15 protein-coding genes are annotated in these 16,972 nt (G+C 64.7%); 9 read left to right on the forward strand and 6 right to left on the reverse strand.

All coding sequences use genetic code 11. The features are described 5' to 3' along the window. The first annotated feature begins 545 nt into the window (after positions 1-545). Positions 546-977, forward strand: a complete 432-nt coding sequence (locus AAHM44_RS20615; RefSeq protein WP_342251150.1) for a hypothetical protein — start codon at positions 546-548, stop codon at positions 975-977. A gap of 502 nt (positions 978-1,479) precedes the next feature. Further along, on the forward strand, positions 1,480-2,712 hold the full coding sequence (locus AAHM44_RS20620; RefSeq protein ID WP_342251151.1) for a hypothetical protein: 1,233 nt from the start codon (positions 1,480-1,482) through the stop codon (positions 2,710-2,712). A gap of 136 nt (positions 2,713-2,848) precedes the next feature. On the opposite strand, the gene AAHM44_RS20625 is transcribed toward AAHM44_RS20620, so the two are convergent. Further along, on the reverse strand, positions 2,849-3,031 hold the full coding sequence (locus tag AAHM44_RS20625) for a hypothetical protein (protein WP_342251152.1): 183 nt from the start codon (positions 3,029-3,031) through the stop codon (positions 2,849-2,851). 217 nt (positions 3,032-3,248) lie between these two features. On the opposite strand from AAHM44_RS20625, the gene AAHM44_RS20630 reads away from it, so the two are divergent. Both AAHM44_RS20630 and AAHM44_RS20635 read left to right on the forward strand, forming a co-directional pair. Further along, on the forward strand, positions 3,249-4,142 hold the full coding sequence (locus AAHM44_RS20630; protein WP_342251176.1) for a DNA-processing protein DprA: 894 nt from the start codon (positions 3,249-3,251) through the stop codon (positions 4,140-4,142). Next, positions 4,135-4,785, forward strand: a complete 651-nt coding sequence (locus AAHM44_RS20635) for a hypothetical protein (protein WP_342251153.1) — start codon at positions 4,135-4,137, stop codon at positions 4,783-4,785. Before AAHM44_RS20630 ends, AAHM44_RS20635 begins: the two co-directional genes overlap by 8 nt. A 176-nt stretch (positions 4,786-4,961) precedes the next feature. Here AAHM44_RS20635 and AAHM44_RS20640 read toward each other — a convergent pair whose 3' ends face one another. Continuing rightward, positions 4,962-5,378: a hypothetical protein gene (locus AAHM44_RS20640; RefSeq protein WP_342251154.1), complete on the reverse strand. Its 417-nt coding sequence runs from the start codon at positions 5,376-5,378 to the stop codon at positions 4,962-4,964. Between the two features lie 241 nt (positions 5,379-5,619). Here AAHM44_RS20640 and AAHM44_RS20645 point away from each other — a divergent pair, with 241 nt between their 5' ends. Then, entirely contained in the window at positions 5,620-6,207 is a 588-nt protein-coding gene (locus AAHM44_RS20645; RefSeq protein ID WP_342251155.1) for a LysR substrate-binding domain-containing protein, read from the forward strand. Positions 6,208-6,285: 78 nt separating this feature from the next. Here the strand turns inward: AAHM44_RS20645 and AAHM44_RS20650 are convergent, their stop codons facing one another. From AAHM44_RS20650 to AAHM44_RS20660, 3 genes are read right to left on the reverse strand one after another with little or no spacing between them, the layout of a single operon-like run. Further along, positions 6,286-6,528, reverse strand: coding sequence for an Atu4866 domain-containing protein (locus AAHM44_RS20650; protein ID WP_342251156.1), 243 nt, complete (start codon positions 6,526-6,528; stop codon positions 6,286-6,288). 43 nt (positions 6,529-6,571) lie between these two features. Further along, entirely contained in the window at positions 6,572-7,306 is a 735-nt protein-coding gene (locus AAHM44_RS20655; RefSeq protein ID WP_342251157.1) for an SDR family oxidoreductase, read from the reverse strand. Between the two features lie 32 nt (positions 7,307-7,338). Further along, positions 7,339-8,181 carry an SDR family NAD(P)-dependent oxidoreductase gene (locus AAHM44_RS20660; protein WP_342251158.1) on the reverse strand — a complete coding sequence of 281 codons (843 nt, stop codon included), beginning with the start codon at positions 8,179-8,181 and terminating at the stop codon, positions 7,339-7,341. A 227-nt stretch (positions 8,182-8,408) separates the two neighbouring features. Between AAHM44_RS20660 and AAHM44_RS20665 the strand changes: the two genes are divergently transcribed. The 3 genes from AAHM44_RS20665 to AAHM44_RS20675 all read left to right on the forward strand — a co-directional run bounded on the left by AAHM44_RS20665 (position 8,409) and on the right by AAHM44_RS20675 (position 10,151). Next, on the forward strand, positions 8,409-8,960 hold the full coding sequence (locus tag AAHM44_RS20665) for a flavin reductase family protein (RefSeq protein ID WP_342251159.1): 552 nt from the start codon (positions 8,409-8,411) through the stop codon (positions 8,958-8,960). Between the two features lie 87 nt (positions 8,961-9,047). Then, positions 9,048-9,686 carry a response regulator transcription factor gene (locus tag AAHM44_RS20670; RefSeq protein ID WP_342251160.1) on the forward strand — a complete coding sequence of 213 codons (639 nt, stop codon included), beginning with the start codon at positions 9,048-9,050 and terminating at the stop codon, positions 9,684-9,686. Between the two features lie 18 nt (positions 9,687-9,704). Continuing rightward, entirely contained in the window at positions 9,705-10,151 is a 447-nt protein-coding gene (locus AAHM44_RS20675; protein WP_342251161.1) for a response regulator transcription factor, read from the forward strand. Positions 10,152-10,163: 12 nt separating this feature from the next. Here the strand turns inward: AAHM44_RS20675 and AAHM44_RS20680 are convergent, their stop codons facing one another. After that, on the reverse strand, positions 10,164-15,551 hold the full coding sequence (locus tag AAHM44_RS20680; RefSeq protein WP_342251162.1) for an AAA family ATPase: 5,388 nt from the start codon (positions 15,549-15,551) through the stop codon (positions 10,164-10,166). Between the two features lie 268 nt (positions 15,552-15,819). Between AAHM44_RS20680 and AAHM44_RS20685 the strand changes: the two genes are divergently transcribed. After that, positions 15,820-16,782, forward strand: a complete 963-nt coding sequence (locus AAHM44_RS20685) for a LysR family transcriptional regulator (RefSeq protein ID WP_342251163.1) — start codon at positions 15,820-15,822, stop codon at positions 16,780-16,782. The last annotated feature ends 190 nt before the right edge of the window (positions 16,783-16,972 follow it).

Here is a 16,972-nt window from a genome sequence, read left to right on the forward strand (position 1 = left end):
TGGCATCGATGCCCGGGCCAGCAAGAATGTCCGCCTGGGCGTCGCGCTGGAAGGTGCAGCCGGCGAGAACACCCGTGAGGGCCGCGCGTCGGTGCGGGTGAAGATCGGCTTCTAAGGGAGCTTCGGCGCGGCGCGCGGAGGGGTCTAGAATCCCGCTCTTCGCTGCCGTGCCGGCATCCGGCCTCCGGGGGGGCCGTGAGGGCCCGTGCAGGGGACTGCGCGGGCCCTTTTGCCGCGTACCCTGTCGAGCATCTGACGATCCAGCGGGCGGATGCCGCCGCCGACATCACCGGGCCGGTTCGTGGAGCAAGCCAATTTAAGCCGGTCCAGATCTCGACGTCGGCATCGTTCTTCTTTGTTTCCCGTTCATCGCCGCACCGCAGTTGCTACGCCGCGACCGTCTCTCGCCGCATTTCGGTGCGCACCGGCGGTAAATGACGGGTGCCGAGATTATCTGACTGAGAACGGACAGGCAGCTAACGCTCCAATAGCGGACGCTGAACTTCAACGTTATCGTTGGCGCTAAGCCGAGGTCTAGGGGCAGTATGCTGGTCAAGTTTCATGGGTTGCAATTCGACCTGCCCGCTCAATGGGCAGACGTCACCGACGATCTGCCAGAGGGTTCGCCGCCGACGTTAGCTCGGCCTTCGGGCGTCGGCGCCATTCAATTCACGACAGCAGTCTACCGCGCCGGTCTCAAGCCAGATGTTACGAATCAGGATTTGCGCAATCTTGTCGTAGATTTTTGCAACCGCCTCTCGTTCCGCCCCGGAGAATTTGAGGAGCGCACAGATCGATTAATCAGCGCGGGCTGTGTCGTTGCAGGCACCGACGATCTTACAGCTGTATGGTATGTTTCGAACGGGCGCGACATAGCGCTGATTACCTATTCAGGAACGGGTTGGGGGGAACCTTCTAAATTTGAATTGTGTCAGGCTCGGCAGATCGTAGCTACAGTTGAATTTGACGTTGGCTAGCGAACGACCGCTTCCCACCCGGTTGCGGACATCCAAGCGCGAGCCGTCGCGTTCGAAGCGGACGGTCCGCTTATGGGAATCCGGGACCGGCACGGGAACGGCGGCAATCGGGGCGCATTGCCGACTGGCAGGTTTCCCAACAGAGGGCTTGAACCGCCCCTGACGGCTTTGCCACGCCGGCGCCTCGGCGAAGCCGCGGAGCGCCACCTCGACCGCAAGCCACCCATCGCCGCCCTGCCCTGCCCCACGCCCACCCCACTTCCTTCCGCGCCCTTCCCCTCCCGGCAGCGGATCGTCACCCGGCAGGGCCGAGATCCAGCGCAGCTGGAGCTCGGGCGGCGCGCAGCGCCGCTAGAGCTGCGATGCCCGCGCAGCGGGCAGCCGCCCTCCCAGACAAGGCCATTCTGAAATATCGATCCACGCTATCCATTTGTTATCCCGTGCCTGCTTATCCTCTCGACGATGCGCTCCGACAGGGGCTCCGGCGTGGAATCGACTGGCGATGAATGAACCGCTCTTCAACAGCCTTCTCTTGCCCACCATCGCCCTGGGCCTTCCTCTCGGTGCATCCATGGACGCGCCACGCCCCGTAAGCGCCGAGAGCCAATCCAGTCGGAAAGCCGTGTGCGCCGAAGTTTCGATCGCGATCAATGGGCGATCGGCCGCAGTCCATATCCGCACGCAATCCGCTCCAAGCACCGGCGAAACTCGGATCGAGCTGCCGTTGCGAGCACCCAGGCAGAGTGTCTTTTTCGGTTTCGACGCCGCGCTCCGTAGAAGCGTACTGGACAGGGCTATTCCGCTCGAGAGCGCTCGAGCCCGGTCGATCTACACGCAGGAAGTTGGCAGCGGTAACGCAGCCGCCGTCGCTGCGTCTGAGCCTAGCGACAGCATGATCGCCCAAGTGCAATCACCCGGCAGGCAAGATCCCACGAAAGTCATCTTTCATTTCGTCTCACCCGTGGATCCGGTCCAGGGCCTTGTGCTCACGCCCAATAGCCGTTCGCTGCGCAATTGTGGGGTCTTTGTTTCGGCGAGCAAGTACCAGGTTCTACCAACTGTGGCGGTCGGCGGGCGGCGTCTCGAGTTCAAGTCCGGCCCGAGCGGGTGGCAAGCCCGGCTGAAGGGTGACGATCTCCCACTTGCCGGCGACATCTCGGTCACCGGCGGCACGCTTGCGCGGCAAGCATGGATTTCGTGGAGCGACATTGATGATGCCGGCCAGATGGTCAATCCGACCTTCTTCGTCGCGGACAATGTCCTGAGCGGGGATCTCGGCGCCAAACCTCGGCCCACCGTCACTGCCGTGACGGACGGCTCCGGGCGCCGGATCGCGTACCGGGTAGTGACGGCAGCCGGCGGAAGATGGTCGCTTGTCGGCCCGGCCCCGGCCAGCAACCGGGTCCGGGTGGCACTGAGCGACGGGAGCTCTCAAACCTATACGCTGGACTATGACGCGTTTCCCAACTTCGGTCCGGGCATCTTCTGGGCTCGACCGCTTGTGGACGATCTGATGCGGAGCCCCGCTCGCCGTGCGGAGGGCTTGGACCTCGCCCTACGCTATCGGATGCTCGGGCCCCATATGAGTTACCTGCTACTGCAGAAGCTCGGCCAGTATCGGAGAGCAGGCCTCCAGCCGCCGCCCGATGTCGAACGGGACGCCGAGCGCGAGAACGAGGTTCCGTCTCGCGAGCCCCCGAAGAGCCCACCCGTGCCCAAGAGACCATCCAGCTAAGAATCGCTGGCCCAAATTCCGCGAGCCGAACGAGCCCACGCAGCGCGGCCCTGGCCAATAGCGTCAGAGGATGCCGACCGTGCGCCCGAGCCGCCATCTCCGGGGCACCTTTCCGAGGCGCCCCGGCTCCACTCATTTAGAATAATAAGCCCCCGGCATTGGTCTCAATCCCGCCGTCGGCACGCAGGCGGCCCGCGAACCAGCTCTCGTCAACGCGTTCGGCCAGATCTGCCGCGGTCCAATCTGCCACGGCTCCTGGAGCGAAGGTGGCGAGTTGCTCGGAGAAGGATGCAGCCGAGATTTGCTCATCGAGTAGCATAAAGCTGCCACCAATCACGATGCATCGGCCATTGCCAAGTACGAACGGAACATTTAGTGAACGGCCTTGATAATCCCGGTCCGATCCGAGCCGATCGGCCGACGATCGGAGGGTCGAAATGACGTGTTGCGTCGTTGGTCAAATCGCTGCATCCACCGCGATACCGCCGTGGAAAAGGGCACGGAGACTTTATGGCGCAGGGATCAGCGCGTTGAACATGATGGGTAAGCTCGCGCCTGCGAGCTCCGGGCCTGCGCTCGCGCCAATCTCGCCATTCCGCGAACTCGGCGCCTACGAAGCGCTTTGGCTCGAGCAAGGCGCAAGCTTCAAGACACTCGCCGAACGCTTTGCCAGCGATCCGACAGCGCTACCGTCGGATTTCGTCCCATCCGGCGTTGCCGAGGAGAAGGCGCGGGAAGTCACGACGATTCTGCACGCAGCCGGCGTCAACCGCTTCGGGGTGCGCATCAATCACGCCGGCGACTATCCGGCCAGGCTGCGGGCTGCGCGGCATCCGGTCGAACTCCTCTACTATCAGGGCGAATGGGAGCTGAGCGAGCTGCCCTCGATCGCGATCGTCGGGAGCCGAAAGGCGAGCGACGACGGGGTTCGGCGCGCGCAGCGGCTCGCGCGCGCATTCGTCGACCGGGGTTATGCCGTCGTGTCGGGGCTGGCCGAAGGGATCGACATCGCGGCGCACCGTGCCGCGATCGAGCGCGGTGGCCGGACGATCGCCGTGATCGGCACGCCGCTGGGCACCGTCTATCCACGCCCCCATGCCGAAATGCAGGCATTCATCGCGGCTGAGCATCTGCTGATCTCGCAGGTGCCCGTTCTGCGCTACCGCGCGCAGAAGGTCCCGCAGAACCGGCTATTCTTCCCGGAGCGCAATATCACGATGAGCGCGTTGACCGAAGCGACAGTGATTGTCGAAGCAGGCGAGACCTCGGGCACGCTGACCCAGGCGCGCGCGGCGCTGCACCAGGGCCGCAAGCTCTTCATCCTCGATTCCTGCTTCCAGCGCTCGGACATCACCTGGCCCGCAAAATATGCGGCGCTCGGCGCGATCCGGGTTCGCGAGATCGACGATATCTGGGGCGCGCTTGGCTGAGCCGGTTCGTCTAACCGAAATCGATGAGACGAACGTCGGGGACCATTCGTTCCTGTCGGCCGATGACAGCTGCTATTTCCTCTTCGAATATACCTCGCACCGTGGCTACAGCTTCAGCGCGACGAACAACCTGATCAGCAACCTCAAGAAGAAGCCGAGCGAGAGCAATCGGCCGGGCTATCACTATAAGGGCCAGGCAATCGCACAATGCGCGGTCCATTTGCGCGGCGCGATCCACCCCGACTGGCTCGCCACCGCGACGCTGGTGCCGGCGCCGCCGTCCAAGGCAATCGGCCATCCCGATTATGACGACCGGGTCGAGCGCATCTGCCGGCTGGTCAGTGGCAACATCGATGTCCGATCCATTGTGCCGCAGGTCAACTCGACCACGGCCGCGCACGAGCTCGGCCAGGGCCAGCGGCCGCGGATCGACGATCTGGTCCAGAATTACAGGATCGCAGAGAACCTGACCCTCCCCGCGCCGACCGCGATTGCGATCGTCGATGACGTGCTGACCAACGGCACCCATTTCAAGGCAATGCATCGCGTGCTGTCGGCACGCTATCCGCAGGTGCCGATCAGCGGCATCTTCATTGCGAGGCGCGTGTTCCCCGAGGACGAGAACCCGTTCGGCGAACTTTGAACGAGCAAGGGTGCATCACGCGATCTAATCGGAGCGATCTCCGAACGCACGACTTCGAACATCAACGCCCGCTGATGGCCAGTCAGTAGACTGTCCGCTCTCGGGCGACGACCATCGGATAGCGGCCTCTCCGGTGCGAAGCCGCCCAATGGCAGCTCACGCCCCAATTGCGGACATCAGGGGCGATGGTGGCGGGCTGCGGAGATTGCGATCTTCCCGGCTTCGAGCAGAGTGGCCATCGCTTCTTGCAGATTTTGCGAAGAAGGCCGTGTCCAAGGTAACGGCCATCCGCCTTTAGCGCGGAAGCTGTCGACGCTCATTCCCTCCCAAATGCGCGCGCGCCACTCTCCTACATACGAACCGGGTTCGCCCGTCTGGGTGGAGTTCAGCCGGACCGTAGCGCTAACCCTTCGTTTGTCGGCTCCATCTTCGTCCGTCAGCTCGACTTCGACGCTCCACCATGGCCAATCGCGGTTCGACCTATTCGACGTATCCCGCACCACGTTCTCGACAAAAGGCGAATGCTGACGGCACTCGTCCAATAGGGCATCAAGAACGCGCATCTGGCTTGCAAACGGGTCATCGTCGCTCATGCGGCGACGCTATATCGGATTACGACGAATGTCAGCTTCCCACCCAATCTCGGACGCTCGCCTCAAAAGCTGCCGTCTATGGGTTCGGGCCCGGATCACGCGCCCCACATCCCGGGATCTGGGTCCGGCACGAAATCGTCATTGGCGCCGCTTAGCTGTCGACGTGCGGCAGGGTTGCCCTGCAGGCGCTCGTCGCCAGCGCTGGTGACATCGGTACGCGTCGCTCCCCTTCGGACGGTTGATGGTGGCGCCCGCGGTGCCTTCCTTCCTGGAGAAGCATCCGCAGCTGACGGTCAGTCTCAGCTTTACCGACGATGTGGTGGATCTGATGGCGCAGCAAGCCGACCTCGCCATTCGCATGGGGACCTTGTCCGACAGCGCGCTGGTTGCGCGCAAGCTCGGACAGAGCCGGCGCGTGATATGCGCTTCCCCCGACTATCTCGCCCGCCGGGGCACGCCCGCCACGCCCGCCGATCTGGCCGGCCATGACTGCCTCGCCTTCAACTTCCGCAAGGCCGGGACGGGCTGGCCGATGAGGCGCGACGGCGAAGTTTTCGCGCAACCCGTGTCCGGGTCGGTACTCGTCAACAATGGCGAGACCTTGCGCCAGATGGCGCTCGAGGGCGCCGGAATCGCACGGGTCGGTTATTTCCATGTCGCCGAGGAGCTCGCGCAGGGCCGCCTCGTGCCGCTGCTCGAGCCATTCAACCCCGGCGATGTCGAACTGGTCCATGCCATCTATGTCGGGGGTGGCCCGACCCCGCCGCGCGTACGGGCGTTCATCGATCATCTGGCGGCAAGGGTGGCTGGCTCCGCGCTCTTCACCTGAGATATTGGCGCACAATCTGTCGTTCGCGCGGCAATGGGCCGGAACCGGTCGACGCGGCACGCGGAAGCGCGTCGCACGTCAGGGCGGCGGCTCCTTGTATAGGACCATACCGGCGTGATAGAGCACGCCATCGCGGAATTCGCCATCCGCGGTGAAGCCGGTATCATCCCAATAATCGATATGGGTGCCGGTGATCTCGTATCGCCCCTGATAGGCGCTCTTCCGGGATCCGCGAGCCTCGTCATACCGGCCGTTCCGCAGCAGCTCGTGGCGAATATATCCGTCGGCCGTGACCCACATTCCCGCAAACGCTTCGCTCATGGCTTCGCACCTCTCCGGGGCCGGGTAGCCCGCACCGCGCCCATCAGAACGGACTCGCCGTCGGACGAACGACGATCTCGCTCGTGTCCACATCGCCGGGCTGGGTGATCGCGAAGCGGACGGCCTTCGCGATTGCCTCGGGCTGAAGCGCGATCGCGCGAAAGGTCTTCATCTCCTCGCGGCCCTTGTCGTCGGAAATGCTGTCGGCCAGCTCCGACTCGACCACTCCCGGTGAGATCACCGTCACGCGAATGCGGTCATTCTCCTGCCGCATCCCGTCGGAGATAGCCCGGACGGCGAACTTCGTCGCGCAATAGACGGCGGCCGTCGGCGAGACCGCGTGCCCGCCGATCGACGACATGTTGATGACCTGCCCCTCGCCCTGATCCAGCATGATCGGAAGCACCGCCGCGATACCGTACAGCACGCCCTTGATATTCACGTCGACCATGCGATCCCACTCGTCGACCTTCAGCGCCGCCATCGGGGACAGCGGCATGACGCCCGCGTTGTTCACGATGACGTCCACCCGCCCGAATGCGGATCGTGCTTCCGCGGCGAAAGCCGCCATATCGTCGCGCGAGGTCACGTCCAGCCGCCGGAAGCGCGCCTCGCCTCCGCCCGCCGAGATCTCCTCGACCAGCTGCTCCAGGCGATCGGTCCTGCGGGCGCCCAGCATCACGCGCGCGCCGCTGCTGGCCAGAAGCCGCGCGGTGGCCTCGCCGATTCCGCTGCTTGCGCCAGTGATGAGCACGACTTTTCCATCCAGATTTTCCACGATCAGCTCCGCATCCGTGTTGAGGTTTGGCGTCAGGCCGCAGAGCGGCCTGCGAAATCAGTCGAGAGGGCCACCTCGCGCCACCTGGCCATTTCCGCGCCAAGCCGGTCGAGCCGGGCTGAAGCGCGCGCATATGCATCGCTTCCGAGCAGGAGATCGACCGGCGGCGCCTCCGCATCGGCGATGGCGACAATCGCCATGGCGGCCCGCTCGGGATCGCCGACCTGATTCCTGCTCTTGGCGAGAAGCGTCTGCACCGCGCGACCGGCGGTATCCGCATAGTCGTCGATCGTGCGTGACGCCTGCCGAACAGAGCCTGTCTCCAGGAAGCCGGTCCGAAACGATCCTGGCGAGACGTTGGTCACCCTTATTCCCAGGGGCGCGACCTCCTCGGCGAGACTGAACGACAACGCCGCCAGGGCCGCCTTGGTCGCCGCATAGATCCCCGCGCCAGCCGTGGGCGCGAACCCGGCAACAGACGAGATATTGATTATGTGACCATGTCCCTGGCCGCGCAGAAAAGGCAGAGCCGCCTGTATGACCGCGAGAGCCCCGAAAAGATTGGTCTCAAAGGCCTCACGCACCTCGTCGGGCCCGGCGGCCTCCACCGGTCCGAGCAGGCCATAGCCCGCATTATTGACGACCACATCCAACTTGCCCGCGATCGCGTGCGCCTGACGGACGCACGATGCCACCGCAAATCCGTCGCGCAGGTCGAGTTCGAGCACGTCCAGCCTTTCGGTCGGAAGGCCGTCCGGGGCGTGACCGGAGCGCGTGGTGCCCACGACGCTGTCTCCCTGGTCGAGCACTCTTGCGGCGAGGGTCTTCCCCAGACCACGCGAGATTCCCGTGATGAACCAAACGCGATCGCGCATTTCCCGATCTCCTGTTCAAAAACCCTGGCGATGCGACTTGCCGGTGAAAAGGTGCTTCCAGCCTGTGTCAGGCTGGCGCGGCGAAACCGGCCGGTCGCTTCGCCGCCAAATTCGCGTGGCGCAGGCGATGTTTCCAGTATCCATTCAGACAGTATCCTGACGGACAATTGCGCTGCTCCTGCGGGCGCCTAGTCGGGTGGTCGGAGACGTCGCCGGAGATGAGAGCCATGCGCTACGATAAGAAGAATTTTCCCGTCATCCGGTCGCGGGAGCATCTCGAGACCGGCCCCGTCATCCTGGTGACGTCGAGCCAATCCGGCAGATCGAACGTCATGACGATGGGCTGGCACACGATGATGCAGTTCTCGCCGGCGCTTGTCGGCTTCTATCTCTGGGAGGGAAACCGCTCGCACGAAGCGGTCCGCCAGACCCGACAATGCGTCATCAATATTCCTACGGCCGACATCGTCGAGAAGGTCATCACCGTTGGCAACATGCATGCCGATGGAGCGGACAAGCTCAAGACGGCGGGATTGACCGCTATCGCGAGCAGCCAGGTCGAGGCACCCCAGATCGCTGAATGCTATGCGAGTTTCGAGTGCAGATTGTTCGAGGACAGGCTCGTGGAGGACTACAGCTTCTTCGTCTGGGAGATCGTCAGGGCGTGGGTGAATCCGATTACCGCGCCACGAACGCTCCATTATCGCGGACAAGGCAAATTCATGATTGCCGGGGAGGAGGTGGATTATGCGGAGCGCTTCCAGCCGGAAAATCTGTGAGCACATGCAGCATTTCGAAATCGCAATTCACCCTTGGGATAATTGACGGCTTGATTCCCGCGGGGCCAGGATGAAGGCGCCATGCTGATGAAGGTAGCCGATTCCATCGATGCGAGCGCGGTCGTCCACATCATAGATGACGATCCGGCGCTGCGCCGCAGCCTCGATGGCCTGTTGCGTTCGAGCGGCTACACCTCGCTGCAGCACGGCAGCGTGGACGAGTTCCTGGCCTCCGGCATGCTGGACAAGCCCGGGTGCTTGGTCCTCGACATTCGCCTGCCGGGAATGAGCGGCCTCGATTTCCAGAACCGGCTGCGCGAACAGGAAATATCGATGCCGGTCATCCTGATGACGGGCTTTGGCGATGTTCCGATGTCCGTACAGGGCATGAAGGCGGGCGCAGTCGATTTCCTTCCCAAGCCCTTTGCCGCGGAGCAGATGCTCGCAGCAGTATCGGCGGCGCTGACTCGCGACCGGTCCGAGCGGGAGCACAGTGCCCGCAAGGAGGCGCTGCGCGACCGGTGGCGGCTATTGTCCCAGCGTGAGCAGGAAGTCCTCGCCTTGGTGGCGACGGGCCAGCTGAACAAACAGATCGCCTTCCACCTTGGCATCAGCGAGGTTACGGTAAAGGTCCATCGCAGCAACGGCATGCGCAAGCTCGGCGCCTCCACCATCATCGCCTTCGCGAGAATCGCGGAGGAGTTGGGGATCATTACCCGGGCCTAGCGGTTAGCCTCGAGTATCATGGCGCCGCCCCCATCGGCATCGTACTGCAGGATCTCAACGACAATAGATGAGGATGCTCCGCGGGTGCAGGAAGGACGGTCAGTTTGCATCATCGACGATGATGCCGGAGTGCGTAAGTCCCTTGCCGGACTTCTGCGCAGCTTCGGCTGCGAGGTATTGGTATTCTCCTCGGGCGAGGAATTTCTCCGGTCGGATGCCTCCGGCTCGTGCCATTGCGTTGTGAGCGATCTCCAGGTCCCCGGTGGAATGAGCGGGATCGAGCTCGCCCGGCGTCTGGCCGACCAGCCGGAGCGATTTCCGATGATCCTGATCTCGGCATATCTGAGCCCGGCCGTCGAGGCCGAAGCAAAGGCCGCAGGCGTTCAGTGCGTTCTCTCCAAGCCGTTCAAGGGCGAGGATCTGATCGCCTGCATCGAGCGGGCGGTGGAGAACCGGACCGCCTGACAGCGTCCCCTCTCAGTCCTGCGGCAGCGTCAGGGGCACGGTGAAGCTGAAACGGGCGCCCGCGCTCGACGGGAGCAACTCCAGCTTGCCGCCATGGCTTTCTGCGATCGACCGCGAGATCGCCAGGCCCATTCCCATCCCGTCCCGTTTGGACGTGACCAGCGGATCGAAGAGCGACTTGGCGAGAAGCGGCTCGATACCCGGACCGCTATCGCTCACCGTCACCCGCACCTGATCTCCCTCAACGGCGAGATCGAGCTGGATGCGCCGCTCGGTCGAGAATGCGTCCCGCATCGCCTCGATCGCGTTGCGGAGCAGATTGATCAGGATCTGCTGAAGCTGGACGCGCTGCCCGTAGACTACGGGTCGGAAGCTGCCCGGCGTTCGCGCCAGTTGTATCTGGTTCTTCTCGAATTCCGATCGCATGACGACGAGCACTTCATCCACCGCCCCCTGCAAGTCGATTGCGGTGACCTGGGTTTCGCCCTTGCGGGCCAGCGCGCGCAAGCCGGCAACGATGTCCGCGACCCGGGTCGCCTCGGAGATCACGTCGCCCAGCATCGAGGAGGCTTCGCTCAAATTCGGTTGCGGCCGGCTCAGCCAGCGTTGCGCGCCCTCGGCACTGGCGACGGTCGCGGCGAGGGGCTGGTTGATTTCGTGGATGATCGACGCTGCCAGTTCCCCAACCATGGCGAGCCGGGACGCGTGGGCGAGGTCGTGCTGAACCTCCCGCGCGGCGTCCTCGGCCAATTTGCGCTCGGTCACGTCCATCACCGCGCCGATAATGGCACCCGGCTCCCCATCAGGGTCCGGCGCCCCGATACCGTGGATGTACCTCACCTCGCCGCCGCCGCGCACGATACGGTATTCGTGGCTGAACGTGGATGCCTCGCGGCCTGCCTGGGCCATTACTGCAAGAGTGCCTTCCAGGTCATCCGGATGGATGCAGCGAAGCAGCAGGTCGACCGTAGGAACGACGGAATGGGGTTTGAGACCGAATATCTCGTAATGCTGCGCTGACCACTCGACCTCCCCCGAGTTCGTATTCCAGCGCCAGCTGCCCGTCTGGGAAAGCGCCTGCCCGGCAGAGAGCCACGCTTGCGAACGACGCAAGGACTCCTCCGCGACTTGCCTCTCCTGATTTTCCGCGAGCAGGCCTTCATAAAGTTGCGCCGTCTCCAGCGACGCCGCCGCCTGGGCCGCGATGAATTCGAGCACGGCAGCCTGTTCTTCCGAGAAGGCACGACTCGAGACGTCGTTTTCCAGGTACAGAAGTCCAACAAGGGCGCCCTTGCGGTTCAATGGCAGGCATAGGGCGGATCGCGGCTGCCCACGTACGGCAGGCCCGCCGCCGTCCTGGCCACCGGCGATTTCACGTACGCCGCTCGTGAATACGCGTGCGGTAAGGCGGGCTTCGAACGCAGTCGCCTTCTCCTGGTCGCCGGGCACCACGCGAACCTCGCCGTCGCGAAGTCCCGCGGAGGCGGCCCGGCCAAGCGTTCCTTCGCGAAGGAGATACAGCGTAGCCCGGGTCGCGCCGGCAGACTCCACGGTCAGCCGCATCAGCGTCGACATCAGGTTGGTGGGATCGACCTCCGCGGTGATAGCCTGGAGTGCCTCGAGCAGCGCTCCGAGGTCGAGCTGCTCGAGCGTCAGCGAAGGCGAGAGCCGCGGTTCCTCGAACACCGCCAGCGAAGGATGGGCCTCCGCGAGCGCCCTCGCCTTGCCGAGCGCCCCCCAGTCACGATAGCGGCGGCAGGCCAGCGCAAAATAGGCATCGGCGGGACCGCGTGCACCGGAGGCATGCTTTGCTCGCCCCGCGCGTTCGGCGGCGATCGCCTCGATCTGGACGAAGCCGTTGTCGGCAGCCGCCTGAATGCTCTGGTCGAAAAATTCCTGGGCTGGACCATAGTCGCGGGCGGCGAAGCTGCGGGCGCCCTCGAGCAGGAGCCGCCTGCAGTGGAAATTCTCGGGTGCGTAGACTTTCCACCGGCGCATATTGTCGATCGCGGTCTCCAGCCTCAAGGCGAGATCGGCCGTTTTCCGCGGGTCCAGCGCCAGGGCGTCCGCTGCGGCCAGGCCCGAGTACAGCTGGTATTCCGCCAAGTCGAAGAAAGACGCACATGTCCATTGCAGTGCTTCCGCCTCGCGCGAGCAGGCAAGCGCCTCCTCGAGCCGCCCCGCCTGGAGCCGGGCCTCGAGCTTGAAGGTGAGATAGCGGAACGTAGCCATGCCGAGCCCGGGCCAGGCCCGCAGCATTGCTTCGTATTCTGCTTCGCTGAACTCGCCGTCGTCGAGGGTGCCGAAGACGCTCGCGCCACCCTGCAGCGCCCGGGCCCGCGCGACCTGCACCTGAAATGTCGACGCGTGGGCGATCCCCGCATTGTGGGCGAAGACGACCGCCGATTTCGCCTCGCGCTCCACCGACGGCAGCGGGTCCGCGCTCACATAACGCAGTGTCTGCATATGGTCCCGGCTATAGGCCGCGAATATCATGTCCCCGGCTTCGAGCGCTGCGCTCAGGCCCTGCTCCACATAGCGGATACCGTTGCGCACATGCTCGTTCCAGGGGAGCACCAGCGCTCCGAAGCACTGCATGGCTCTCGCCTTCAGTCCGGCGAGTTCCGGCCTCTTGATGAGCTCCATGGCTGTCCTGCCAAAGCGATTGCCGAGCTCGAAGTCGCCGAACCGGAAGCCCACCACCATGTTCATCGTCGTGAACACATAGGTGCCAGTCGGGTTGTTCCCGCTTTCGATCGTGATGTTGCTGATGCGCAGGATGATCATCGCGAACAGGTTGCGATCGTTGGAAAGGGATGCGGGTATCAGCTCCGACAGAAGATTGGCCTGGAACAGGAGGGCTTCGTCGGAGAGGATCTCGCGCGTCACAAGCGTCTCGAGCGGATGGGCGTCGATCGCCCGCAGGAGCCGGCGATACTCCGCCTCCACTTCCGCGTCGCCGGGTGCGCGCGCGAAGCGCACCCCCTCGGTCGCAAGATGCCCCAGGCTGACATCGATCGCTTCGGAATAGCGATCGGTCGCGATCAGGCCGAAGACTTTGAGGTGTATGGCGATACGTCGCTCCTCCAGCGACAGGTCGCGCCCGAGCAGATCCTCGAGGCGCTCGAACGCCTGCGACACGCTTCCCGAGAGCATCAGCGCGCGTGCCATCGCAGTCGCGATCGCCACCGACAGCCGCGGATCGGCGGCCCAGCGATCGTCGCCCAGCATCGCCTCCGCGGCCTCCAGCAAGTCCACTGCCACCTGGAAGGCAAGCGATGCCTGGGCATGGCGTGCGCCCTCGACAAAGCGCCGGGCCAAGCCCTCGCGATCCATGGGCGCGACATGTTCGTATCCGCGCGCGACCTGGCTGAGCGCTGCCAGGAACAGGTCGTCCACCGTTTCCGGACCGACGGCCGCCAGAAGCGCTTCCCCGATCTCCTTGTGCAGTCGGCGGCGATCCTGCTCGCCTATCAAGCGCAGCGCGGCCTCATGGACCTTGTCATGGGCGAACTCGAGGTTCCCGCCGCGCCACCCGATCAAACCTGCCTCGATTGCCGGCGCGAACCCGGCACGCGCTCCCGCAGGCCAGAGCACCTGCGCGGAAGAGGCATCGATCGCCTGCCCGAGGCAGGCGGCCTGGCAAAGGAGAAGCCGGGTGTCCTCGGGAAGGTCGGAGATCTTGCCGATGATCAACGCGACCAGATCGCCCGAAGGACCGGCTTCCCAGACGCGCAGCGCGCCCGCGCCACCTTTTTCCGAGATGGCGGCGAGCAGCTGCACGGCGTGCAGCGGGTTGCCGCCCGATTGGGAATGCACCCGATCCGAGATCGACGCGACCATGCTGCCGAGCAGCTCCCGGGCCACGTCCTGCACGCCGGCCGCACTCAGGGGCGGGAGAGGGAGGCCAGCGAATGCCGAGATCGTCCGGCCCTGCTCCAGCAATTCGACGATATCGGGACGAGCAGTGGCTTCCTCGTCGCGATAAGCGAGGATCAGGAGCAGGTTCGGAACCCCGCCTGAGGCGATCAACGTCCGAAAGAGCCGAACGAACGCCGGCCCTGCCCATTGGATATCGTCGATGAACAGGACGAGCGGGCCAATGTCTGCAAGATACTCGACCAGCCGCAGCACGGAGCGGTGCAGACGGAGCTCGGGCGCAGCCCCGGGCTCGGCGGGTTGGGGAACCTCCCCCACCACTACCCGGAGCTCCGGGAAGATATTCGCCAGCGCGCTTAGATCTGGCCCAAGCATTGCGCGGATGCGCTCAGCCGGCCGCGCCTCGTTTTGGCGCTTGTCCGCAAGCGCGCGAAGAGGTTCGGCCAGAGCTGTAGCGAGAGGAGCATAGGGCCGCTCGCTGCCCAGCTGCGAGAACTTGCCTTCCCCGAATGTGGCGCCGGCGGCAGTGATCCCGTCGCGCACGCTGCGGACGAGCACGGTCTTGCCGGCGCCTGGCGCCCCGCTGATCGTCGCGAGTGCGAACTGTCCGTTCTCGATCAGCGCTGAGGATCGCTCCAGCAGCTGCGCTTGCGCCCAATCGCGCTCGCGCAATGCCACCTGCCGCCATCCGGCGCCTTCCGGAGACGAGGACGATTGCACGCGAGGGAGGGCTCCCGTGGCCCGGGCGAGCGCATCCCGCAGGTCTGCAGCGGACTGGAAGCGGTCTTCAGGGTCCTTCGCCAGGAGGCGCATTACGATGTCGGAGACCGCGATAGGAACATGCGGACTCACCGCCGATGGTGCCGGTGCCGTCACTGCCGAGTGCGCATGGGCCCATTCGAGGGCGTCGCGCGCCTCGAAGGGCTTCCTGGCGGTCAGCATCTCGTAGAAGATCACGCCGAGGGAGTAGAGGTCCGAGCGCGCGTCCGATGCGTATGGCCTGCGGACCTGCTCGGGAGAGACAAAGGCGAGATCTTCCCCGGAAAGGTCGAAGCCCTCACCGGGATCCTGTGCCGGGTTGCGTTGCACGCGACCCAGGGCGATGATTCTGAAGCTTTGATCGGCACGGCGCACCAGGGTCCAGGGACGAAGCAACCGGTGCACCACGCCACTCATGTGCATCTGTGCGACCACCTCGGCGATAGCGCTGGCGAGGTTGAGGAAATAGCCCGGTTCCATTGGACGGCCGATAAGGGCGTCCAGCCTGGTATTGGGGAAATCGGCATAGACGATCGAGCGACGTCCATCGAACTGGGTGAGGCCCAGCGGCCGCTCCGACCAGCCATGGGCATCCAGCGTCGCCATCTCGTAGGAGCGCGTCACAAGCGCGTGGTTCTCGACCGCATCGCGGCCGCCCTCATCGAGCAGGAACATCGGGGGATCGCTCTCGGAAACCGCCCGGCGGATCGTCGCCGCGCCGAAACGAGCCTCAGTGAGGTTATAGCCGCTTAGATTGATCATGTTTCGCTTTTACGGACTGGGCCCGGCCGTAGCGTTCGGACCTGATGAAGGAGAGCGCAATTGCACGATGGTTTAGGCGCGCTGGAGACCGGTTCCGCCTTTCCGGGCTGTGTCGACCCGTCCCCAATGCGCCGAAACGCACCGAAATCCGCCGCTGCGCTCTCCTGTCGCTTGGCGGCGGGCATGCTCTCACGGATGATACGCCAGTACAACTGCGCAACGACGGCACCGCGACTAACACCGTCCTGACCGATGGTGGAGACATGACATGTGGTTCGACGAGCGTCTGATCAGCGGGGTCGGGATTTTCGCCAGCGCCGTGGAAGGCGGAAGTTTCGTCGCCGCCTCGGAGATCGTCGGCCTGACCACTTCGGGCGTCAGTCGCGCCGTGGCGAGACTGGAAGAGCGTCTCGGCGTGAAGCTTTTCCACCGCACCGCCAGAGGCATCGTCCCGACATCGCAAGGACTGCGCTTCTACGAGCAGACGCTCCCCTTGCTGCACAGACTGGCCAGATCCGCCGACGAGCTTCGGGGTGCGGAGACGGACGCAAGCGGCCTCCTCACGATCCGAGCCGACGCCGCTGCAAGCCTGTTTCTCGCCCGCGTCGCCCCCCGGTTCATGGCGGCGCACCCGCAAATCGACCTTCGTATCGAGGAGGATATGGGCACGGCGAGCCCGGGGGCGTTTGACATACGCCTGTATATCGGAACCGAAACGCGGTCGCAGGCGACGGCGATCCTGGACAGCGAAGTGGTCGCCTGTGCAAGCCCGATCTATCTCTCGCGCCGCGGCGCGCCGTCCTCGCCGTCGGAGCTCGCCAGGAACGGCCATAGCTGCGTCGACCAGAACCTGCAGGGCAGCCGCGGTTTGACCTGGCACTTCTGCCGGTCGGGTCTCCCTTATGTCGTGCAGACACCCAACCGGATGAGCTTCAGCTCGATCCCGACCTTGATGCATGCGATGCTTGCCGGTACCGGAATCGGATGTCTGCCGCGGTTGCTGGTAGACGAGGAATTGCACGCCGGCCGGCTTGTGCAGATACTGCCGGAATGGAGCCTGGGGACGCACTCGTTGTTCGCCTGCCCTCCCGCGGGACAGGCCGGCAATGGGCGTACCGCCGCCCTCATTGCCTTTCTGGGCGACCAGGAACGGCTGCTGGATGAAGAGCTCCTCGGCGGCGAGCCTATGGGAGAACGGCGCCTTACGCTGGCGGCCACCCTGGCTGCGTGACGGCGCAGGGCCGGCCTGCCGGATCGAACGAGACGGTCCAGTTCGCAATGCGACGGTGTCCGCCGCCCCCGGCCGGACGAGGCGAACTGGCACCCAGCGGGGCTGCCCCCCACAAAGCCCCGCCCCGCCGAGAGACGCCCCCTCTCTCGGCGGGCCCGGGGGCAGGCACCCGCCGGCTTGCGCACCCGTG

This window comes from Sphingomonas sp. OTU376, from assembly GCF_038440415.1.
Classification (GTDB): Bacteria; Pseudomonadota; Alphaproteobacteria; order Sphingomonadales; family Sphingomonadaceae; genus Sphingomonas; species Sphingomonas kyeonggiensis_A.

What these genes read in the sequence shown, in the direction of transcription:
- AAHM44_RS20680 (WP_342251162.1), bottom strand. Translation starts at nt 15,551, where the DNA reads ATGATCAATCTAAGCGGCTATAACCTCACTGAGGCTCGTTTCGGCGCG.
- AAHM44_RS20625 (WP_342251152.1), bottom strand. Translation starts at nt 3,031, where the DNA reads ATGCTACTCGATGAGCAAATCTCGGCTGCATCCTTCTCCGAGCAACTC.
- AAHM44_RS20670 (WP_342251160.1), top strand. Translation starts at nt 9,048, where the DNA reads ATGAAGGTAGCCGATTCCATCGATGCGAGCGCGGTCGTCCACATCATA.
- AAHM44_RS20630 (WP_342251176.1), top strand. Translation starts at nt 3,249, where the DNA reads ATGATGGGTAAGCTCGCGCCTGCGAGCTCCGGGCCTGCGCTCGCGCCA.
- AAHM44_RS20650 (WP_342251156.1), bottom strand. Translation starts at nt 6,528, where the DNA reads ATGAGCGAAGCGTTTGCGGGAATGTGGGTCACGGCCGACGGATATATT.
- AAHM44_RS20620 (WP_342251151.1), top strand. Translation starts at nt 1,480, where the DNA reads ATGAATGAACCGCTCTTCAACAGCCTTCTCTTGCCCACCATCGCCCTG.
- AAHM44_RS20645 (WP_342251155.1), top strand. Translation starts at nt 5,620, where the DNA reads ATGGTGGCGCCCGCGGTGCCTTCCTTCCTGGAGAAGCATCCGCAGCTG.
- AAHM44_RS20675 (WP_342251161.1), top strand. Translation starts at nt 9,705, where the DNA reads ATGGCGCCGCCCCCATCGGCATCGTACTGCAGGATCTCAACGACAATA.
- AAHM44_RS20660 (WP_342251158.1), bottom strand. Translation starts at nt 8,181, where the DNA reads ATGCGCGATCGCGTTTGGTTCATCACGGGAATCTCGCGTGGTCTGGGG.
- AAHM44_RS20665 (WP_342251159.1), top strand. Translation starts at nt 8,409, where the DNA reads ATGCGCTACGATAAGAAGAATTTTCCCGTCATCCGGTCGCGGGAGCAT.
- AAHM44_RS20685 (WP_342251163.1), top strand. Translation starts at nt 15,820, where the DNA reads ATGTGGTTCGACGAGCGTCTGATCAGCGGGGTCGGGATTTTCGCCAGC.
- AAHM44_RS20615 (WP_342251150.1), top strand. Translation starts at nt 546, where the DNA reads ATGCTGGTCAAGTTTCATGGGTTGCAATTCGACCTGCCCGCTCAATGG.
- AAHM44_RS20640 (WP_342251154.1), bottom strand. Translation starts at nt 5,378, where the DNA reads ATGAGCGACGATGACCCGTTTGCAAGCCAGATGCGCGTTCTTGATGCC.